13 protein-coding genes are annotated in these 20494 nt (G+C 34.6%); 8 read left to right on the top strand and 5 right to left on the bottom strand.

The annotated features are described in order from the left end of the window. Positions 1–192: 192 nt before the first annotated feature. The 3 genes from GJV76_RS03985 (at position 193) to GJV76_RS03995 (ending at position 3121) form a co-directional block, all read left to right on the top strand. Positions 193–873, top strand: a complete 681-nt coding sequence (locus GJV76_RS03985; RefSeq protein WP_155091347.1) for a hypothetical protein — start codon at positions 193–195, stop codon at positions 871–873. Between the two features lie 140 nt (positions 874–1013). Then, on the top strand, positions 1014–2570 hold the full coding sequence (locus GJV76_RS03990; protein ID WP_155091348.1) for a M20/M25/M40 family metallo-hydrolase: 1557 nt from the start codon (positions 1014–1016) through the stop codon (positions 2568–2570). 161 nt (positions 2571–2731) lie between these two features. Next, positions 2732–3121: a hypothetical protein gene (locus tag GJV76_RS03995; protein WP_155091349.1), complete on the top strand. Its 390-nt coding sequence runs from the start codon at positions 2732–2734 to the stop codon at positions 3119–3121. Positions 3122–3446: 325 nt separating this feature from the next. Here GJV76_RS03995 and GJV76_RS04000 read toward each other — a convergent pair whose 3' ends face one another. Then, positions 3447–4430, bottom strand: a complete 984-nt coding sequence (locus GJV76_RS04000; RefSeq protein WP_155091350.1) for an alkaline phosphatase family protein — start codon at positions 4428–4430, stop codon at positions 3447–3449. A 290-nt stretch (positions 4431–4720) separates the two neighbouring features. On the opposite strand from GJV76_RS04000, the gene GJV76_RS04005 reads away from it, so the two are divergent. The 3 genes from GJV76_RS04005 to GJV76_RS04015 all read left to right on the top strand — a co-directional run bounded on the left by GJV76_RS04005 (position 4721) and on the right by GJV76_RS04015 (position 12542). Next, positions 4721–10828: an alpha-2-macroglobulin family protein gene (locus GJV76_RS04005; RefSeq protein WP_155091351.1), complete on the top strand. Its 6108-nt coding sequence runs from the start codon at positions 4721–4723 to the stop codon at positions 10826–10828. Between the two features lie 137 nt (positions 10829–10965). Continuing rightward, positions 10966–11844, top strand: coding sequence for a pirin family protein (locus GJV76_RS04010; protein ID WP_155091352.1), 879 nt, complete (start codon positions 10966–10968; stop codon positions 11842–11844). A gap of 149 nt (positions 11845–11993) precedes the next feature. After that, the gene (locus GJV76_RS04015; protein WP_155091353.1) at positions 11994–12542 is read left to right on the top strand and encodes a hypothetical protein; all 549 of its coding nucleotides are present in this window, start codon (positions 11994–11996) and stop codon (positions 12540–12542) included. Between the two features lie 186 nt (positions 12543–12728). Here GJV76_RS04015 and GJV76_RS04020 read toward each other — a convergent pair whose 3' ends face one another. Beyond that, on the bottom strand, positions 12729–14756 hold the full coding sequence (locus GJV76_RS04020) for a M3 family metallopeptidase (protein WP_155091354.1): 2028 nt from the start codon (positions 14754–14756) through the stop codon (positions 12729–12731). A 265-nt stretch (positions 14757–15021) separates the two neighbouring features. On the opposite strand from GJV76_RS04020, the gene GJV76_RS04025 reads away from it, so the two are divergent. Continuing rightward, positions 15022–16086, top strand: coding sequence for an acyl-CoA dehydrogenase family protein (locus GJV76_RS04025; protein WP_155091355.1), 1065 nt, complete (start codon positions 15022–15024; stop codon positions 16084–16086). Between the two features lie 273 nt (positions 16087–16359). Here the strand turns inward: GJV76_RS04025 and GJV76_RS04030 are convergent, their stop codons facing one another. The 3 genes from GJV76_RS04030 to GJV76_RS04040 all read right to left on the bottom strand — a co-directional run bounded on the left by GJV76_RS04030 (position 16360) and on the right by GJV76_RS04040 (position 18482). Then, complete coding sequence (locus GJV76_RS04030; protein WP_155091356.1) at positions 16360–16728, bottom strand: four helix bundle protein; 369 nt, start codon at positions 16726–16728, stop codon at positions 16360–16362. Between the two features lie 114 nt (positions 16729–16842). After that, the gene (gene purE, locus GJV76_RS04035) at positions 16843–17322 is read right to left on the bottom strand and encodes a 5-(carboxyamino)imidazole ribonucleotide mutase (protein ID WP_155091357.1); all 480 of its coding nucleotides are present in this window, start codon (positions 17320–17322) and stop codon (positions 16843–16845) included. Positions 17323–17327: 5 nt separating this feature from the next. Next, positions 17328–18482 (bottom strand): 5-(carboxyamino)imidazole ribonucleotide synthase, encoded by a 1155-nt coding sequence (locus GJV76_RS04040; RefSeq protein ID WP_155091358.1) that lies wholly within the window; start codon positions 18480–18482, stop codon positions 17328–17330. Between the two features lie 1476 nt (positions 18483–19958). Here GJV76_RS04040 and hpt point away from each other — a divergent pair. Further along, a complete protein-coding gene (hpt, locus tag GJV76_RS04045; protein WP_155091359.1) occupies positions 19959–20492 on the top strand; it encodes a hypoxanthine phosphoribosyltransferase in 534 nt (177 codons plus the stop codon). Positions 20493–20494: the final 2 nt, after the last annotated feature.

The following is a 20494-nucleotide window of genomic DNA, read 5'->3' on the forward strand; positions in this document are numbered from 1 at the left end:
GTCTATGCTATAGTTAAGAATTTTACCAGTGGGTATAAATCACGGCCCCCTAAATCTAAAAAGGGAAATGAAGTGCTAAATCGAAGATATGGAATATATAAGATCTTAGGGGGATTTATTTGTCTATTAAAGTATTTTTTTATTTGGAGTAAAAGTGTTAATTTTCTATGTTAAAAATAATATATAAAAGATATGAAGAAGTTAGTGTTATTGTTGTTGTTAATATCGGTGGCCAGTTGTAAGACGGAAGATAGTAAGGTTCAAAATGATTTACAAGTAGAAGGATTACAAGGGAAAGTCAAAACGTATACAAAAATAACTACAGATTTACAGAAGTTTGAAACTCAAAAAAGTGTTTACCACTTTAATACAGATGGGTTTATTACAAGTGTAGAAGGCTATTTAGTTGTTCAAGAACCAGAGGTTGGAAACGTTGATTTGTCCGTTTCAAAGATTGATTACGAACCATATAAAGGAAACAAAAGAGAACTGAAAGTAAAAGGGATAGAGGGTGTTTCTCCGATTATATCTACAGAGGAATGGAATTCAAATAACCAGTTAATCACCTATCAAAAGAATGGAGATTTTATATCTAATAAAATACATTCTTTCAACGATAAAGGACAATTGCTATCTATTGAAAGTAATGGAACTGTCTCTGATATAGCGTTTAACATAGTGGAAAGTTATTATTATAATGATGATAATACAATCCAGAAAGTGATCAGAGAGGATAGAGATAGTGAACAAAAGCGAGAACAAACCTATAAAGTATGGGGCAAGGATAAAGAGGGGAATCCTGCTGTGTTAGAAAAATCAGTAAAGGATCTTGTCGTATCAAGAGTTCTCTATGAATATGAATATTACGAATAGATATAAGGTGCTTGAAGCACCTTTTTTTATGTGAATTTGTTAAAGATTGTCACTTTTTATAGATAAGTGAGTAGTTCTGTTGTACTTAAGGTACTAATTGTGTATTTTGCTGGCCTATAATTTTATTAAAACTAACCAAAATGAGAATTAACAAGGCTATAAAAGTAGGAGTACTTGGAGTAACTTTATTTTCAAGTTCATTTATTTTTTCGCAAACAACACAAGACCCAATTGTAGAAGCAATTGTCAAAGAAGGGACAGCTAATTCCCAATTAAAGAATTATGCATTTGAACTAATGGACGTCATTGGGCCTCGCTTAGTGGGAACACCACAAATGATGCAAGCACATAATTGGGTAAAAGACCAATATATCGCTATGGGATTAGAAGCTCGTAATGAAGAATATGGAACTTGGAAAGGATGGGAAAGAGGTACTACTCAGATTACGATGACCTCTCCAAGGTTAAAAAGCCTTGAAGGAACGCAGTTAGCATGGAGCCCCGCAACTAAAAAGCAAGGAGTTGAGGCAGAAGTAGTTTTACTTGTGGATGCAAAGAACACTACAGAGTTTAACTCTTGGTTATCTACGATTAAAGGCAAGTTTGTCATGATCTCAATGCATCAGGAGAGTGGAAGACCAGACTATCAGTGGAAGGAGTACGCTACAGAAGAATCTTATACAAAAATGACAGTAGCAAGAACCGCAGCATCAAAGGCATGGTCTCAACGCCTTAAGAATACTGGGTTTACTGAAAAGGAATTACCTAAAGTATTAGAAGATGCAGGTGCTGTAGGAGTAATAAAGTCATCTTGGAGTGGGGTAATGGGAGCGAATAAAATATTCGGAACAGATACTAATAAAATTCCAGTAGTAGATTTGTCATTAGAAGATTATGGACTACTCTACAGATTGGCGGAGAATGGAATTACTCCAAAGGTAAATATCAATGCGCAGTCTAAGGATCTTGGAACTGCCAAAACGTATAATACCATAGCAGAGTTTAAAGGAAGTGAAAAAGCAGATGAATATGTTGTTCTTTCTGCACATTTAGATAGTTGGGATGGTGGAACAGGAGCAACTGATAACGGCACTGGAATTATCACGATGATGGAAGCAGTTCGTATTTTGAAAACAGTTTTGCCGAATCCTAAGCGTACCATTTTGATTGGAAACTGGGGAAGTGAGGAGCAAGGATTGAATGGATCTCGTGCATTTGTTGCAGATCACCCAGAACTGCACGACAAGATTCAAGTAGTTTTTAATCAAGATAATGGTACTGGACGTATTGCAAATATTTCGGGACAGGGATTCTTACATGCTTATCAATATCTATCAGATTGGTTATATGCAGTACCTACTTCGTTTAAGCAAGATCTTAAAACACATTTTCCTGGTTCTCCTTCTGGAGGAGGGTCTGATCACGTTTCATTTGTGAGTAAAGACATACCAGGTTTTATGTTGAGTTCATTGAGTTGGGGATACGGACAATATACTTGGCATACCAATAGAGATACTGCAGATAAAATCGTGTATGACGATATACAAAATAATGCTATCTTGATAGCTATATTAGCCTATAAGGCGAGCGAACAAGAAGAATTAGTTTCAAGAGAAAAGGTTGTTCTTCCTTTAAATGAAAAAGGTGAACGTCAACAATGGCCTGTTTCTAAGGGACCAAAACGCAAACAAGAGTAAAGAAAAGGGATACTGAACTCAGTATCCCTTTTTTAGTTTTATTAGAAAGTAGCCGTATTTGATCTCTTTTGGATACTTTTACTTGATGATGTGTTAAAATGTGTTCTGTTTAAGAGGTATTGTGAATTTATTTTTTTTATTTTGTGTTAAAATGAGATAATATGAAAAAAATAGCTTTGGTTTTAACAGTGGTATTAAGTAGTTTGGCTTTTAGCTGTTCTTCTGATGACGGTGGAATGACAGTAAACGATAAAGATGTAACTGCGGATTTTATTAATACTCATATGGTAGATAAATCTGGAAAAGAGTATACCAGTTTTAATTATAAAGTCGTGTCTACAGCAAATTTAGCACTGGATGGACGATTGGAATTAACGACAGTAAAGAATGAAGTATTTAAGTCTGACTATTTTCAGATTAGACCTAATGGCAACGTAGTTGTACCTGTTTTGGTTGAAGGTAAAGTAGGAGGTGAAGAATACATTAAAAGTAAAAAAGTATATGTAAGTCCAGCTAAGCCTATCACAGATCCGATTTATCCTAAGTTATAGGTAAACTTGGTTTGCAAAGATGGCTATTTTACTGTAAGGTAACATAATATGCAACAATTGTAAAATAGATAAATGAAAAAGAGGGCATCTAAATTTTAGATACCCTCTTTTCTTTTGGACAGTGATATATTGCCTTAATTATCTTAAGCTTCGATTATGTGTTAGCCCATTAGGAGAAGATGATTTTGATTTAAAGCTCATTTATTAGTTTGTTAATATTACTATAGTGCGCTTATTATCAATAAATGCAAACTCCATGATGCATATAATGACCTTTTGTTTATGGGTTTATCGTATAATCGAGAATGATCTCTTTTTGTATAGCTTATTTAAAAGCATCTTTTATTACTTTTCCTTTTGCGTATTCTAAAGGAAATTCTAATAATTCAGCTACAGTGCTTGCTACGTCAATTTGCTCGTAGTTTCCAGTTGAAATAGTAGCGTTTTGTTTAAAATCAGGTCCCATAGCAAAAAACTCTATATGACGACATCCTGTACAATCATCTCCGTGATCTTTAAAACCTGTTTTGTGCCCGTCAATGTGTCTTCCATGGTCATTAGATACGATTAATGTTGTTTTGTCTTTGTATTGAGGTAGTGCTTGGATATAGTCCCAAATATCCTTAATTGATTGGTCAGTAATTTGAATAGATTCGATGTACTTCTTCCAATTATTTCCGTGTCCATAAGAATCGACATCCTTTAGGTTAACTACGATTAGATTTGGAGAATGTTTAACCATGACATCTCTTAAGTTATTCATGGTAACCATATCTTCTCTATATCCTGTTCCGTTACCTGCTATACCAGCATCCGTTGCAGGCATATATTTATTGTTCCACTCTTGTTGTTTGCTATTGTTTAGTACAGCTAATTTATCTTTAGAAACGATTACCCATGCTTTTAGGGAGTCTGCTTTGCTGTGTTTTAACCACTGTTGTAGAACAGAAGGATAAGTAGGTAATTCTTTACCATTGTTACTTATAGTATCGTACACTCCCGTTATAAGTGCAGTATGCCCCGCATTCGTATTCGTCATACCATTGTTTTGGAAGTTGTTGATAAACACCCCTTGCTTGAGTAGTTCTACGCGATTTGGGATGTATTGTTGTTTTTCTTCTAACCATGTCTCAGACATTCTTGGCCCGTCAATTGAAAGAATAATCACATTTTCTGTTTTGTACTTTTTGCCTGGTTCTTCTGGTTTCTCGATTGGTTTTTCGTTGTCAGTGATTTTAGTGCTGTTGTCGTCACTTGAGCATGCCATCAAGGTAAAAAGTGCTGAAAATAGAATAATTGTTTTTTTCATTTTTTATAATTTTTGTTTCATCAAAGTAACCAAGTATAAATGTGAATAAAGAGATTTTAGTATTATCAAATTGTGAAGTATTAGTTGGGAAAAAAGGGGTATTGTTTCTAAATTATTAATAGATCTCTTGTATTTAATAAGGGGATATTAAGAGATGCGAGTATATTATTTAAAGGTGTTAAACCACAATTCTTTTCGACAAATCTCGTTTTCTTTTTGAAGAAGTGATGAGATATTGGTAATGTCATTTCTTATTATAGTAACTTTATAGAATATTATAAAAAAGAATTATGAAGAATATAGGGATGTATTTAATGCTTTTTGCTCCTATTATTACATTTGGACAGGGGGGAAGTAATAATGAGCTTTCTAAACTTTGGAAGAACGTTCTGGATAAAGAGCGCAATTATGAAGTTAAAGAAATGAGGTCTGAAGTAGAACAGATTATTGACTTATCTCGTAAACAAAAAGACCAAGCAAGTCTTTTGAAAGCGATGTTTTATAAGGCGAAAATCATGATTACTACGGAGGCTGAACAAGATTATAATGTCAACGTAATAATGGATTCTTTTGAAGACGAACGCAAAAGTGCAAGTGGTATTTATGCTGCAGTTATAGATGCGTATATAGCTAAACTTTACGTTATCTATAAAAGTGAAAATCTCTATACAATTTCTAATAGGACAGCATTAGCAGATAAAAATGACAATAGCGATATTCGCTTTGCTACTATAGAGATGTTAGATCTCCAAATAAACAAGTACTATAAGAGTGCAATCGCCTTGAGTAAGCAATATCCATTTACTTTAGTAGAGGATTGGCAATTATTGTTTTTATACGACAAGAAGTCTTCTATTGACTTATCCTATTTTTCAGTTTACGAAGCTATTCGTTTAGACTATGCTAATTTCTTAAAGTTTAGTTATGACTATACTTTAAGTGAAAAAGACATTGAGGCTAAAACGTTAGAAGGAGAAAAATATGAAAAAGAAGTAATCAGTGATTTGCAGAAGAGAAATCAAAAAGATTTGGTACTTTATGTCAGCTTGTATCAAGTTCAGAATAATCATCGTTTGACTTCAGTGGATAAAAAGGCACTTTATGAACAATTGCTGAAGGAGAACGCAACTCATGTCGCAGTCAATAAAGTGTACGCTCAGTTTCTTTACGATAATTTTTCTCAGTATTCTGTGACAAATGACTTTAAAGTTGAAGGACAAGAAGTATTGGCTTTTGCAGATAAAGCTTTGTCTACGCTAAAGGGAAAAATCACAGTTGAAGAAGAAAAGTTCTTTACAAGTATTAAACAGAATATAAGTAATGCCAAAATTGCAATAAGAACTTCAACTTATGCACTAGAGAATAAACACATTCCCCTATTTGTAGAGTACAAAAATACAGATAAGGTATATGTACATATTTATGCCAATGAAAATAAGAACAATAGCAACGAGTTCGAATTTGATCTACATCAGAAAGAGGGGTATTCATATTTAACAACGCAAAGTACGCGTGTAGATTCGTATGAATTGTCATTAAAGAAATATGATGACTATAAGACACATGCATCACACGTCGCTCTTCATGCTCTAACAGCAGGTAAGTATTTCATCGTTGTGAGTTCTTCTCCATTTGATAAGTTAATCGACGGAAAAGACAACGTAGAATACATTCCTGTAAATGTAACTGATAAAGTTATTGTCTTTGGGAAAAAGTCGTTGCGTGCCTATAATAGAGTAACAGGTGAACCATTGGCAAACGCTCGTATTAAAGTGGCAAATTCGAGAAGTGATAAGGATGATAAGAACTATTGGGAAACAATTATAGTGACCGATAGTAAGGGGGAGCATGACTTGTCGTTAGATAAACAAACAGGAAATAGAAATTTCTCTTTTGAAGGCGATAATATTATTTATTCAAATAGATATTATAAGAATGACTACTTAAATGAAATAGAAGATAAAAAGTATTCTTTGGCAAAGACTTTTTCTGATAGAGCAATTTACAGACCAGGTCAAATAGTATATTTTAAAAGCATATTGACCTCTCTTGTAGGGGTGAAAGAAAAGATAGAACCAAATAAGCAAGTAGAGGTTATATTGAAGGACGTTGACAACAATTCAGTAGCGACACTTAAGTTGACTTCTAATGAGTTTGGTTCAATTCAAGGATCTTTCGTATTGCCTAACAGTGGAAGATTGGGCAGATATAGTATTGAAGTACAAGGGGCAAATGGAGTACAGTATTTGAGCGTAGAAGAATACAAGCGTCCAAAGTTTGAGGTAAAAGTAGACAAGGTTAAAAAACCATATCAAATTAATGATAAAGTTACGGTGACGGGAGAAGCAATCGCTTTTTCAGGAGTGAAAATCAGCAATGCTAAAGTTGTCTATCGCATTGATCGATCTATAGAGTACACTTTTATGCCATGGTATAAGCGAATGTCTATACCTTATTATCCTATAGAGCAAATTAAACAAGGCGAAACAGTTACAGATCAGGACGGAAAGTTTACTGTTGACTTTAAAGCTATTCCGGAGAAAGAAGAAGTAGATAAAGACAGCACGCAAACTTATCTATATACCGTCAATGTTGATGTTGTGGATGAAACAGGAGAAACACATTCTGTTTCAAGTATAGTAAGAGTAGGTAATAAATCAGTTATGCTTGATTTTGGTTTAGGAAATGTATTAACTCCAGAGGATTTAGCTCGTTTTACAATATCAACTAAGACTTTAAATCAGGAAGACTACCCTACAACAGGGGAGGTTGCCTTGTATGAGCTGAAATCCCTATATCCTACACGTGTCCTAAACAAAAAGCATTATCAGTTAAGTGACGAAGAAGTATATTCTTATAGTGAATTTGTGAAACTGTTTCCTTATTTGCCATATGGTAATGAATTGGATAAGAAAAAGTGGAAAGAGGGAAAGGCAATCTTTACAAGAGGATTTAATACCAAGGAATCAAAGGAAATTACTTGGAAAGAATCGAATACAATTAAGTCAGGGTCTTATGTCTTAAAAGGTAAAGTAATCGGAGCAAATGGCGAATTGATAGAAGTTGATCAGCTTGTGCAGGTGGTCAATAAGTTAGATACTACTTCACCATTAAGTGATTTAATTCAAGTAGAAGAAACGCAAGGTACTTATACAAACGGAGGCTCAGCCATTTTTAAGTTGAGAGCTGCCATTAATCAGACAAAAGTATTGGTGGAGCTTTATGCATTGGGCGAGCGTAGATCAAGTAAATTGGTTGTGATTGACAAGGGAATTACGAATATAGAACTGCCAATTAAGAAAGAATACAAAGGAGAAGCAATCGTTTACTTTACAGCAGTTAAAGATAATTTATATCAAACGGAGTCTATCAGTATTACTGTGCCACAAGATAGAGAAAGTATCTCGATCGAAATGGGAACGTTCAGGGATAAGTTGGCACCAGGTCAGCAAGAATCATGGAGTTTGACCATAAAAGGAGAACAAAAAGATAAAGTATTTGCTGAGGTTTTAGCATCTATGTATGATAAATCGTTAGACGAGTTTACTTTTCACTCCATGAATCATAGTTTTGTGAAAAGAAAAGAATATTATGATAATAGTAACTACTACTCATTTAGGAAAGTATTTGATAATATAAATTATCCTACAACTATCTTATATACTATTGATAGTTATGAATCTTATTATATACCTGAATTAATAAAACTAAACACTTTTGGTTTTTCGTATAATTATTACTCTATTGCTGAGGGGAATAACATTTCTTCTGATGCTATCTTAGCTTCTGCGCCACCAAGTCCTGTTAAGGGGGGAGCTGTTATGGCTTCCGCTATGGCTGAACCAGGTATTGGAAGAGTAAGACCAAAAGGTGCAAAAGGTGTAGGTCCTTCACTTGAAGCAGGAGAATTATATGTTGTAGATGGAGAAGTAAGAACAGAGTTGCCTGCAGCAAATTTAATTGCAGAAATGAATGTCTTAGAAGGAAATGAAGCTACTGCTTTGTATGGTAGTAGAGCAGCAAATGGTGTAATCTTAGTTACTACGAAAGAAGCAGCTCTACAAGAGTTAGCGCAAATTGAAAGTAGAAGTAATCTGAATGAAACGGCATTTTTCTATCCACAACTTAAAACAGATAAAGATGGGAATATTGTGTTTGAGTTTAAGGCACCAGAGGCTTTAACTCAGTGGAAGTTTATGGCTTTTGCACATACGAAAGACTTGAAGAGTGCCTATATTGAGAAAATAGTCCAAACGCAGAAAGAGCTAATGGTTATTCCTCATACACCGCGTTTCTTGAGACAAGGAGATAAATTGAATATTTCAGCTAAAGTGGCTAATTTAAGTGGTAAGGATCTGAATGGAACAGTAGCTTTAATGTTTTTCGATGCTGTGACAATGCAGCCAATAGATGAAACTTTTGCTAATAGCGAGAATCTAAAAGCATTTGCAACAAAAAAAGGAGAATCTGCTGTAGTAGAATGGGCTATCAGTGTTCCTGAAACCACACAAGCAGTTGTATATAGAGTTGTAGCTAAATCAGGTGAGTATTCAGATGGTGAAGAATCTGTATTACCTGTATTAACTAATAATATATTACTAACAGAGGTGATGCCTATTTACGTGAAAGAAGGACAAGATAAACACTTTAATTTCGATCGCTTAGAAAGTGGCAGAACCAATACAACGCAAGATTATAGATTGACTTTTGAGATGACTACAAATCCGCTGTGGAATGCTGTATTCTCCTTGCCAAGTCTGAGGGATAATGACGTAAAAAATACAGATGGCATATTCCGTCAACTTTATGCCAATGTTATCTCTACAGGGATTATAAATAGCAATCCTAAAATCAAAAGAGTATTTGATCAATGGAATAAGTCAGGTGAAATTACATCGCGTTTAAGTAAGAATGAAGAACTACGCTCAATATTGTTAGCAGAAACACCTTGGTTAGTTCAAGCAGAGAAAGAGGAAGATAGAATGAAACGCATTGCTTTGTTATTCGATTTGAATGAGATGCAATTAGACCGTAAAGATAAGTTTACTAAGTTAGCTCAACTGCAAAACAATGATGGAGGTTTCCCTTGGTTTGCAGGAAGTGATTCAAACTTGTTCATTACGCAATCTATCGTAGAAGGTTTTGGAACCTTAAAAAAGATGGGAATGTTATCAGGTGATTTGGGCTTTGATTATAAAACGATGTTGTCTAATGCTATTCAGTATATTGATGGAGAACAATTCAAGAGTTACCAACGTCAAATGAAAAACAAGAAAGAAAACTATGCTCCTATAAATGCACAGTATTTATACGTTCGTTCGTTCTTTATTGACGATATCAAAATCAAGGAGGAATATACAACGATGTTTAATTACTACTTGAAAAATGCTGAAGATGCAGATGTTGCTGAAGATGTCTATACAAGAGGGGTACATGCCATTATTGCTAACCGCTATGGGAAGACCAGTAAAGCAAATAAGTTGTTGAAGTCTATCTTTAGTCAAGCAGTGGAAACGGATGAAATGGGTACCTATTGGAAGAACAATAAATCAGGGTATTTATGGTATCAATTGCCTATAGTAAATCAAGTTTTATTACTTGAGGCAGCTAATGAGATTAACCCGACCAAGTATGAGAAAGAAATCGAGAATATGAAAGTATGGTTGTTGAAGAACAAACAAACAAATGGATGGTCTTCTGATCATGCAACAGCTAAAGCAATTTACGCTTTAATGGGAATTGGCAAGTCATGGATTGATGCAGAGCAAGGAGTTAGTATTAAGATAGGAGGGGAACCTTTAGATATTGTAAAAGAAGAACAATTAACGAATGGATATGTTAAACAAGCTTGGTCAAAAGGAGAGATTAATCCATTGATGAAGTCGGTTGAAGTAAAGAAAACTTCTCCAGGGATAGCCTATGGGGCAATGTATTGGCAATATTTTGAAAATATAGATAAGATAACTTCTTCGAGTACAGGAGTCCGTTTTAATAAACAATTATTTATCAAGGTAAATACTGATAAAGGAGAAGTGTTACAAGAAATCACAGCTGCTACTCCTGTTAAAGTAGGGGATAAAATTACAGTACGCTTAGAAATTGAGATAGATAGGGATATGGATTATGTTCATATCAAAGATATGAGAGCAAGTGGATTTGAACCTACAACGGTATTGTCTGGATATAGATGGGGTAGAGAATTGTCGTACTACGAAGAAACAAGAGATGCTTCAACGAACTTTTTTATCTCAAGAATGCAAAGGGGAACCTATGTTTTTGAGTATGATTTGAGAGCGAGTTCAAAAGGATCATTCTCTAATGGCATTACTACAATGCAAAGTATGTATGCTCCTGAGATGAGTGCACATAGTGAGGGAATTAACGTAGAGATTAAATAAGATTATTACTGTTTAATATAGAAAAAAGGAGACTTACATCGTAAGTCTCCTTTTTTTATGCGATTTGCTTCTTGTTGTAGGTTAAGTGTTTAAGGAGATTGTTGGTCGTAAATTTGTAATACAAAAAACAAAGAGATATGAAAACAAAAAGCATAGAACAAATCGTAGCACCGCAACCAGCTCACTTTGTAGGAGATGGTTTTAGAGTACATAATTTTATTCCAAGCATGCCTGGAATGAGTATGAAGCGAATGGATCCATTCATTATGTTAGATTACAATTCTAAGTATGAGTTTGGACCATCAGAAATTCCGAGAGGTGTAGGTGTTCACCCTCATAAAGGATTCGAAACAGTAACGATCGCTTATAAAGGACGTGTAGAACACGGTGATAGCAGTGGAGGTGGAGGTATTATTGGAGAAGGTGATGTGCAATGGATGACTGCTGCTTCTGGAGTATTGCACAAAGAGTTTCACGAAACAGAATGGAGTAAAACTGGGGGACTGTTTCAGATGGTACAGTTATGGGTTAACCTTCCAGCAAAGGATAAAAAAGGTCCTGCTAAATATCAGGCGATAGAGCATTCAGATATGAAAAAGTACGCTCTAAAAGATGGTCTTGGATTTGTAGAAGTTATTGCTGGAGAATACGAGGAGACAAAAGGTCCTGCATCTACATTTACTCCAATTCACTTATCAAATTTAAAAGGTAAGGTTGGGGCAAAGGCTCATTATACTTTTCCAGATCACTATAATACTGTATTGTTAGTAATCGAAGGAGAAATAATTGTCAACGGGGAATATGCTGTTCCAACCGATCACGTTGTTGTTATGCAACACGATGGTGAGAATTTTGATGTAGAAGTTAGCAAAGATGCAGTTGTGCTTGTCATGGCAGGTGAACCAATTAACGAACCAATCGAGCACTATGGTCCTTTTGTAATGAATACAAGAGAAGAGTTGATAGAAGCCGTAAATGATTTCAACGCTGGTAAATTTGGGGATTTAGAGGATTAATGAATTTGAGTACTCAATTTATGGTTGTTTTGTTTGAATAAATGGAGAGGTAGAGTAATCATCTCTCCATTTTTATTTTCGAATTAGCTGTTTATAGCTATTGTCTCATGGATAGGTTATGATTTACATTTGTTTTTTAAATTAGATATATGAGACACTTAGGATTAACCTTATTGATGTTATCACTTTTCACTGTTGGTTGTAAAGACAAAGCAGTAAAAGTTGCTGTAATTGAAAAAGAGAGTAAAGTTGAGGTAATACAAGAACAAGTAAAAACAAATGAACTGAGGTTAGCCGTAGAGGATATGGAAGCCTATATGGACTCAGAAGATAAAATGATGGCTTCTTTAGGAGATGCAGATCAATTGCGTTTACAGAAAGCTATACAGATTATTGGAAATTACAATATTGTCTATAGTGAAGATGACGGTATAGATAATGATAAAACCGATGCTGTTTTTTTAAAGTTGGTAGGCGGTAAGATATTTAGTGAAGTCTGTGAATTAGCAGAGGGATATTTGCGTGAAGATAAGCAAAGAGAATTAGATCGCATTCAAGCACTTTTGGGCAGTATTAAAACCCCAGAGGTAGATTCTGAAGTAGAGCGCTTTAATGAGGCACAACAAAATCTAAAAGAGGCAGATAAGATGCCAATTACTTTGGATGATTATGAGTATAATGAAGAATGTTTTTTATAGTTTACAATTGATGGTTAGTAATTTGCTTTAGAGACGGCAATAGATTGCCTCTGCTATCTAATAACTACAATATAGGTTATCTTCTATATAAAACAACTAAGCCCATTGCACTGCAATGGGCTTAGTTGTTTTGTGATTATAGTTAAACGGTCTACAGCTGTTAACTGTAAACCGTCCACCGTTAACTTATAACAATCCCGCTCTTTCTAATAAAGCATCAGGAGTAGGTTCTTGACCTCTGAAATTTTTGTATAATGTCATTGGGTGATCAGTTCCCCCTTGAGATAAAACATAATCTTTAAACTTAGTAGCTACTTCTTTATTGAAGATGCCATTAGCCTTAAAGTATGCGAATGCATCAGCATCTAATACCTCTGCCCATTTATAGCTGTAGTATCCAGATGAGTAACCACCTTGGAAGATATGGGAGAATGAAGTACTCATTGCATTCTCTTTTACATCAGGATATTGTTGTGTAGAAGCAAATTGTTTTGTTTCGAAGTCTTTTAGACTTGTGATAGCAGTAGGGTCTTGACCATGCCATCCCATATCTAATAGACCGAAGCTCAATTGACGTACTGTAGCTATTCCTTCTAAGAAGCTCGCACTCTCTTTGATCTTTGCTATTAATTCCATAGGGATAGTTTCACCAGTTTGGTAATGTTTAGCGAATAGCTCTAAAGCTTCTTTTTCATAACACCAGTTCTCCATCACTTGACTTGGCAATTCTACGAAGTCCCAATATACATTAGTTCCAGATAACGATGGATAAGTTGTATTTGCTAACATACCATGTAATGCATGTCCAAACTCGTGGAATAGCGTTGTTACTTCGTTAAATGTAAGTAATGAAGGCTTAGTAGCAGTTGGTTTAGTGAAGTTACACACGATAGAGATATGCGGTCTTTCATTGATGCCGTCTTTGATATATTGGTTTTTGAATGAAGTCATCCAAGCACCGTTTCTCTTTCCTTTGCGTGGGAAGAAGTCTGTATAGAACACAGCTATAAAATCTCCTTGCTCATTCGTTACCTCGAATGTACGCACATCTGCGTGGTACTTCTCTATAGTCTGTACTTCTGTAAACACTAATCCGTATAGCTTATTCGCTACTTGGTAAGCACCGTCTAATACATTCTCTAATTGAAAGTAAGGTTTAAGTAATTCGTCATCTAAGCTAAAGCGCTCTTGTTTTAACTTCTCAGAGTAGTATGAACCATCCCATTTTTGCAATACATCAATGTTGTCTATCTTCTTTGCAAAAGCAGTTAATTCAGCAAACTCTTTATCAGCTGCAGGCTTAGCCTTCGCTAACAACTCCTCTAAGAAAGCATTTACCTTATCAGGGCTCTGTGCCATGCGCTCTTCTAATACGAAGTGTGCATGTGTAGCATATCCTAATAGATTAGCTCTTTCGTGACGTAGGTTCACAATCTTTAAAACATTAGCTTCATTGTTGTGTTCGTTGTCTTGAAAGGCTTTCTTACCAGCTGCAATAGCCATCTCCTTGCGCAATTCACGATTATCAGCATAGGTCATAAAGGGGATATAACTTGGATAGTCTAATGTGAATACCCACCCCTCTTTACCTTCTTGTTCAGCTAAAGCTCTTGCTTCTTCTACAGCACCTTCAGGAAGACCAGCTAGGTCTTTTTCCTCCGTAAGGTGTAGTTGGTATTTATGCGTTTCTGCTAATACGTTTTCTCCAAACTTCAACGCAGTTGTAGATAACTCTGCATCTATTGCTCTTAATCTTTCTTTTTTATCTTCTGATAACAATGCACCATTGCGGACAAAGCTTTTATAATTCTTTGTCAATAAGGTTTCTTGTTCTATAGTAAGGTTCAGTGTCTCTTTTTGTTCATAAACTGCTTTTACGCGTTTAAACAATTCCTCGTTTAAAGAGATATCATTGCTCAATGCTGATAGCATAGGAGCAACTTCTTGTGCTATTTTCTGCATCTCATCATTTGTCTCAGCTGAGTTCAGGTTAAAGAAGATATTAGACAATATATCTAATTCCATCCCTGAGTACGCTAAAGCCTCTAAGGTATTTTCAAAGGTAGGTGTTGCAGCGTTAGCAGTAATAGCGTCTATCTCTGCTTTTGTATTTTGTATTGCTTTTTGGAAAGCAGGTATATAGTCTTCCGTTTTAATTTGAGTGAATGGAGCTGTTCCATGGACTGTGTTAAATGGATTGTTCAATGCCGACATATCTTGTATAATTAATTTTTATTTAAAGTATAAAAGTACGTTATTTTCAAGGAATTTGTTGTTAAATCTATATCAATGTTTCTGTAGTTTGGCTTGTATGAGAAGCCTTTAGTTTTTTATGATAGGTAAGATTGTATATTGATAATATCTTCTTTTGCTTTAGAATTGTCAAAAAACAGCAGAAGTGTTTGTTAAGTCTTTATTTGTAAAGGTTCTCTGTTTAAAAAATGATAGATTTGTATTCAATCAAAAAACATGATAACAAATGAGTAATAAAATATCTTTGGAGGATAGGAATATCTTGCGAAAATTTGTTCCTCAAGCTGAGCAACAAGGATACTTGACAAAAGAACAATTGGCAATCCTGTATGAATATAATTTGTTTAATCTTTTTGTACCTAAGGAGTTTAATGGATTAGAATTAGACTTTATAGAAGCTCTGGAGGTAGAGGAAGAGTTAGCTACTATTGATGGTAGTCTTGGGTGGACTGTGACATTGTGTAGTGGCGCAAATATGTTTGTAGGGTATTTAGATAGTAGTTTTAGCCAAACTCTTTTTAGCAATCCCAAAGTGTGTTTAGCAGGAAGTGGTAAAGTGGGAGGAGTAGCAATTGAAATAGAGGAAGGGTATATCGTAACAGGACATTGGAAAGTCGCAACTGGATTGCACCACAGTACTGGTTTTACTGCGAACTGTCGTATTGAGCGCAATGGTACATTCGTGACAGATGCTGATGGGAATCCAATCTACAAGTCTTTTTGCTTTTTACCTGAAGAAATTGAAGTTGTCAAAGAATGGGATACAATAGGGTTAATCTCTACGGGTAGTGATTCATTTAACGTAAAAGGAGTTAGGGTTGGTAGGGAACGTGCTTTCTCTATTGCTAAAGAAACTAAGGTTATCAACAATGATGTTTTTAGCTTTCCCTTTTTGCCCTTTGCTAAGTTTACTTTAGCTGTAAATCACATTGGGATGCAAGCTCATTTTATTGAATTGGCAGAAAATTACTTTGACAGTTTATCTAATAAGGAATATATCATAAAGCACAAGAGTATTATTGAGAATATGAAATCTTCTTTTTTGAACCGCAAGATTATGTTTTATCAGAAGGCGCATGAAAGTTGGGAAGTAGTAAAGGAAGGTGGTGATATTTCATGTAAAATGTCAGAAGAAATTGACAAGGTATGTGAACGCATTGTCTTTAAAGGGCGTGAAGATGTAATGAATTGTTTACCGTATTTGGGCTTGGACGTAATTAATAAGAACTCAGAAATTAATAGAGTTTTTAGGGATTTGATCGCAGCAGGTCAACACAGCCTGTTTCTTTAATTACGATTTTCAAATTACGAATTACAAATGGTTTGCCTACGGCATTAAGTATATATATCACTTCTAATCTATATCTAATATTTTGGGGTGTACGCTATATATTCAATAATAGAGATCGATGAGTATATTCATCGATTATGTATTTTTGAGGGTAATGAAAGATCACATCCTTATGTTTAATTACTTCAAAATAAGAATGACATTTTTTAGATGAGGTATATTGATGTAAATGAAGTGTTTTTTATTGAAAAGAATAACTTTGAGTTGTAAATATTATTTGGCACTTTTTAGTTTAGCTTTAAGTGATATTTGGATGCTACCTATGAGTTTTAGTAATTCTTCAATATCTTTTAATAAACTGTTTTTTTCTTTAGGTGTAAAGTAATCTGTTTCTGCTAAAAGGCATATCCAATAATGGGTTTCACGAGCTTCTTTATAAGCAATAGATAATTTAGAAAGAAAGTCTTTTTCACTTTGCGCACCAATAGTTTCTTCTATGTTAGCACCAATAGAAGTGCCTGAACGAAGTAATTGTTTGCTTAATATGTACTCCTTCTTTTCAGTTGTTAAATGTTGGTAAACTTTAATGATTCTTACAGCGAATTTGAAGCTCTTAATCTGTATAATATTGTCTTCTTTCATGCTTTTGATTAAGCTATAGAGGATTGTTTTATTTTAAGTATTACGGCGCTCTTCATATTAACTGCGATTACCTACGTAATTCGTAATTAGCTCGAAGAGCGCCGTAATTTGTAATTATTTAATTGACTCTGCTGCTTTAAGCACCGCTTCTCTTAATCCATTTTTATAATCTACCATCTTATTGAGAAGGTCTTCATTTTGACTACCTAATATCTGTATTGCCAGAAGACCTGCATTTTTAGCACCATTAAGGGCTACTGTAGCTACTGGTACACCTCCAGGCATCTGTAAGATAGATAGTACGCTATCCCATCCATCGATAGAGTTGCTCGATTTAACAGGTACTCCAATCACAGGAAGTGGAGACATTGAAGCTACCATACCAGGTAAGTGTGCTGCTCCTCCTGCTCCTGCGATGATCACATTAACACCGCGCTTATGAGCATTAGAAGAAAAGTCTACAAGTTTCTCAGGTGTTCTATGAGCAGATACGATATCCACTTCTACTTCTACACCGAATTCTTTAATAATATTGATTGCATCTTGCATGACAGGCATATCCGATATGCTGCCCATTACTACTGCTATTTTCATAAGATTTATTTGCTGATTACTTTAATAGTTTCTTTTACTTGCTGAGCTATTTCTCTCGCTTTAGTCATATCACTATTGACAATTGTTACGTGTCCCATTTTTCTAAAAGGACGAGTTTCGCGTTTACCATAGATATGAGGAGTCACACCCTCTATCGCTAAGATATCTTCCATTCCTTCATAGTACACTTGTCCAGTATATCCTTCAGCGCCTACTAAGTTTACCATGATACCAGCCACTTTGCTATCCGTATTCCCTAAAGGTAAATCTAAAATAGCACGGATGTGTTGTTCGAATTGGGAAGTATAACTCGCCTCTATAGAGTAGTGTCCAGAGTTATGAGGGCGAGGAGCCACTTCATTCACTAATACATCGTCATCTTGCGTTTGGAACATCTCCACAGCTAATAAACCTACATGATTAAATTTCTCAGAAACTTGTAGCGCAATAGCCCTTGCCTTATCCGCTACAGCGCTATCGATACGCGCAGGACAGATCACATATTCTACTTGGTTAGCTTCTGGGTGGAACTCCATTTCTACTACAGGGTATGTTTTGATTTCTCCAGAAGCAGAACGGGCTACGATCACAGCTAATTCGTTTTTAAAAGGAACCATTACTTCTGCGATACACTCTACATTAGGTAGTACATCTAAGTCAGTAATCGAGCGAACTACTTTTACTCCATTGCCATCATACCCAAACTGAGCTGACTTCCATACGAATGGCATCGTTACTTCATTAGCTGTAGCTGCTGTTTTTAGAGCTTCTATATCTGAGAATCTCTTATAAGGAGCAGTTGGGATATTATGAGTAGTATAGAAATCTTTTTGATTTCCTTTATTTTGGATTAATCGAAGTGTCTTAGGAGAAGGGAATACTTTAAGCCCTTCTTCTTCTAACTTATCAAGTGCATCTAAGTTGACATTTTCTATTTCGATCGTTAAGACATCCACTGTTTTACCAAAGCGATAAACAGTTTCAAAATCCATTAAATCCCCTTGGAAGAACTGATGTGCTCCATACTGAGAAGGGGCATCTTTGCTGGGATCTAGTACATTGGTAGCGATGTCAAATTTACGAGTGTCATATAGGAGCATTTTACCTAATTGACCTCCTCCTAATATTCCCAAACGGAAATCAGTAGAAAAGTAATTCATTGTGTAGTTGTATTGTTATTAAGGCAAAGATAATTTAAAAAAATATAAAATGAATCATATTGCTATTCGTCTTGTATTGCTTAACTCAATCTAATTGTTGTTCAAGAGAATTTGTTGTTTTTGAAATCAGAATTATTGGTAAAGAATAGGTCTTTTTAAGGCTTAAGTACTAAGATGTTGAGGTTTAAGTCCTGAATATAGTGTGTTTTTCATTTGAGTTTAATGCGAGTTCGATATTAGAATGGCAATTAGACTATCGCCTTCGATTTAGTAATTTATATGTATTTATTCACTATAGAAGATTATCTCTTTTTTATCTATTGACGAAATTACCGAAAATGATGATCAAGTTGTCGAATTTTAAAAAGCAGATTAATCTATTTTATTCGAGGGGTTAGCTTGCACTTTCTTGGAGATTGCTTGCGCTTTTCTTGGAGTTTTCTGGCTTAGAGAGCCTTTTTGTCGAAGAAAGGTGCAAGAAAGCCCCAAGAAATGTGCTTGCATCTCGCTACAAAGCTATAGGAAGATTGTCAATTAATATCAGGTAGTAATTAACTGCTGACTTAGATCGAATTCAGGTTTTTTAACAGAAGGAGGGAGGTCATTTATACAATCTATTTATTAGTTGATTGTTTTGTTTTAGGCAAATGTATTTCTCTTTTAAACGATAAGTAGTCATTGCTGTATTTATGCCTTATTTGCATAAGTTCTTCACAGCAGCTTCAACATTTTTCCGAGATAATACTACTTGAAGGAGGGGGGAAGAAATGTTGAAGGAGTATTAAGGAGATTTTGAATATAATAAGCATAGGTGTAGTGGTTGATGATGTTGTTTTAGTTTTACTGCTTGTATTGGCTGTTTGACTTGTATCTGAATAATTCTTATCAATCTTTTGATCTTGTGGTTGATGATGCCATGAGGTGTCAGTAAAAACACATTCGACAAATGGTTTGAAGTACGGTCCTTGTATTCGTTTGGTTAATTTTATGATATTGTGTTTTTTTGTTTTATTTAAGTGTAGTTTTTTATATTTATAATATTTATGTCTTATTTTTATAAGATATATTTTCATATTTTACAGATGTATTGGTTATTATTCTTTTTTAAGATATTGTTTTGCTAATAAAAAGTTAATTTCTGTTTTGATTTTAATAATAAATTGCGCTATATTTGAAAGGATAGAAATTACAATAATGTTTTTGTAAGATATTTAAAAGTAATCTCAACGATAAGACTCTACTTTGGTTTTAGAGTTAGATTGAATTAGTTTGTTTTAGACGTAGCGTTGTGAAGCGCTACGTTTTTTGTTTCTATTTTTTTGAATAATTGATAAATTTGAATGTTTTTATTTTAGAGAAAACGGAGTTTAAAGAGGAATAATAAGATTATTTATGTGTTTATGTAATTCCTTTGTTAATAAACTGATATAGGTTTTTTCTTTTTGTATATTTGCAAATTATCAATAACACAACACAATGGAAATACAAGTTTTAGACAAAACGTTTGTGCCGTTTATATCAGCAGAGCGTATCCAAAATCGATTAGAAGAAATTGCAACTCAAATAGAAAGAGATATGCAAGGAGACATTCCTGTATTTATTGGAGTTCTTAATGGATCTTTTATGGTATTTAGTGACTTGATAAAAAAGTATAAGGGAGACTGTGAGATGAGCTTTGTGAAAATGGCATCTTATATTGGAACTCAATCTAGCAATCAAGTGAATCAGTTACTTGGTTTAGATATAGACGTGACTGATCGTACAGTTGTAATCATTGAAGATATTGTAGATACAGGTAATACATTAGTAGCTTTAAAAAAGCTATTTGATCAACAACGTCCGAAACAAGTTAAAATATGCACACTTTGTCTGAAGCCAGAGGCATATAAAAAGGATATTCCTTTAGACTATGTCGCTTTTGAAATAGAAAATAAATTTATCGTAGGGTATGGTATGGACTATGATAAATTCGGTAGAAATATACCAGAGATATACCAAATTAAAGAATAATA

Source organism: Myroides albus (assembly GCF_009711045.1).
GTDB classification, from domain to species: Bacteria; Bacteroidota; Bacteroidia; order Flavobacteriales; family Flavobacteriaceae; genus Flavobacterium; species Flavobacterium album_A.

Coding starts and splice junctions, on each gene's coding strand:
- GJV76_RS04020 (WP_155091354.1), bottom strand. CDS start 14,756: ATGTCGGCATTGAACAATCCATTTAACACAGTCCATGGAACAGCTCCA.
- GJV76_RS04025 (WP_155091355.1), top strand. CDS start 15,022: ATGAGTAATAAAATATCTTTGGAGGATAGGAATATCTTGCGAAAATTT.
- GJV76_RS03995 (WP_155091349.1), top strand. CDS start 2,732: ATGAAAAAAATAGCTTTGGTTTTAACAGTGGTATTAAGTAGTTTGGCT.
- GJV76_RS04040 (WP_155091358.1), bottom strand. CDS start 18,482: ATGAATTACTTTTCTACTGATTTCCGTTTGGGAATATTAGGAGGAGGT.
- GJV76_RS04005 (WP_155091351.1), top strand. CDS start 4,721: ATGAAGAATATAGGGATGTATTTAATGCTTTTTGCTCCTATTATTACA.
- GJV76_RS03990 (WP_155091348.1), top strand. CDS start 1,014: ATGAGAATTAACAAGGCTATAAAAGTAGGAGTACTTGGAGTAACTTTA.
- GJV76_RS04000 (WP_155091350.1), bottom strand. CDS start 4,430: ATGAAAAAAACAATTATTCTATTTTCAGCACTTTTTACCTTGATGGCA.
- GJV76_RS04030 (WP_155091356.1), bottom strand. CDS start 16,728: ATGAAAGAAGACAATATTATACAGATTAAGAGCTTCAAATTCGCTGTA.
- purE (WP_155091357.1), bottom strand. CDS start 17,322: ATGAAAATAGCAGTAGTAATGGGCAGCATATCGGATATGCCTGTCATG.
- GJV76_RS04010 (WP_155091352.1), top strand. CDS start 10,966: ATGAAAACAAAAAGCATAGAACAAATCGTAGCACCGCAACCAGCTCAC.
- GJV76_RS04015 (WP_155091353.1), top strand. CDS start 11,994: ATGAGACACTTAGGATTAACCTTATTGATGTTATCACTTTTCACTGTT.
- GJV76_RS03985 (WP_155091347.1), top strand. CDS start 193: ATGAAGAAGTTAGTGTTATTGTTGTTGTTAATATCGGTGGCCAGTTGT.
- hpt (WP_155091359.1), top strand. CDS start 19,959: ATGGAAATACAAGTTTTAGACAAAACGTTTGTGCCGTTTATATCAGCA.